This is a genomic window from Vibrio sp. 1402 (assembly GCF_033340275.1).
In genome coordinates, this window is record NZ_JAWOWE010000111.1 from 1 (window position 1) to 977 (window position 977).

Annotated in this window: 2 protein-coding genes; one reads left to right on the forward strand and one right to left on the reverse strand. The window is 45.6% G+C overall.

Annotated elements, in window-relative coordinates; genetic code table 11:
* Nucleotides 1–177, forward strand: a 177-nt coding sequence (locus tag R7044_RS24485) for an SgrR family transcriptional regulator (RefSeq protein ID WP_263857031.1), incomplete at its 5' end; no start/stop codon positions are given.
* 29 nt (nt 178–206) lie between these two features.
* On the opposite strand, the gene tnpC is transcribed toward R7044_RS24485, so the two are convergent.
* Nucleotides 207–977 (reverse strand): IS66 family transposase (tnpC, locus tag R7044_RS24490; RefSeq protein WP_225455909.1); only part of this gene is annotated, 771 nt, incomplete at its 5' end.

The following is a 977-nucleotide window of genomic DNA, read 5'->3' on the forward strand; positions in this document are numbered from 1 at the left end:
TTAGAAACCGTATTCGCAACCTCTCGGCGTAATACTTCCAATGTTATAAAAATGCTACATGACTATGGTTGGATAAGCTGGACACCAGGTCGTGGCCGTGGAAAAGCTAGTACTCTCAAAGTTATGATTTCTATGCACCAAGCCCTGTATAGGCAAGCGTTCACCGAGGTATCTTGACTTCCCAGATCTGAAGAAACATATGCAGTTTATAGATCAAAAACGTTTGGGTACGGTCTCTTCGTCACAACAGCCGTGATGATTTCACTCAACACTGACATTGCCGATAAGCCACGCTTTTTGCAGGTTTCGATGAGGGTATGTATCCTACTTCGGAATTTATCACCTGCATCCGAGGTCGTTCCGAAGCTGATTTTCCTTTGAATGACAAAACCTCTAATACATCGCTCAGCTTCATTGGTTAAGGGGATTGACGTTTTCTTGAGGAAAACCCACAAGCTCTCTCTATGTTTAAGCAGTAACTTGCATCGCCCTCTATACCGCTTGACCATCACACCTGTCCCTTTGCTCAACCAATGATCGAACGATTTTTGTAGCCTGTGCATTCGCCGCAAGTACCGTGAATAATCCAATTCACCTTGCTCATAACGATGCCGAGTATGGAAAATGGCGTTCGTCAGCAAACAAAGATGTTTGCCAATATAAGCGGTGTGGCCACCGCCACTATAATCCGCCATTTGCTGAAGGTTACGCTTCACATGTGCCCAACATAACTGATGACGGTCTGCGGCTATCCAGTTATAGCTAGGGCACTGGTCGCTGACCACAATGCCTGCATAGTCTTCATCAATGACCTTTTTCGCTGATGAGGTCGAGCGCGAATAAAGTATTTGCTCATAGACAAGGTCATCACTTGCCACTAACCAACACCAGCGAAGGCTTTGTTCATCATTTCTGTGATGAGAGGTCTCGTCAGCATGAATCAAAGGTGATCTGAACCAGGTCACCGTTGCTACTGG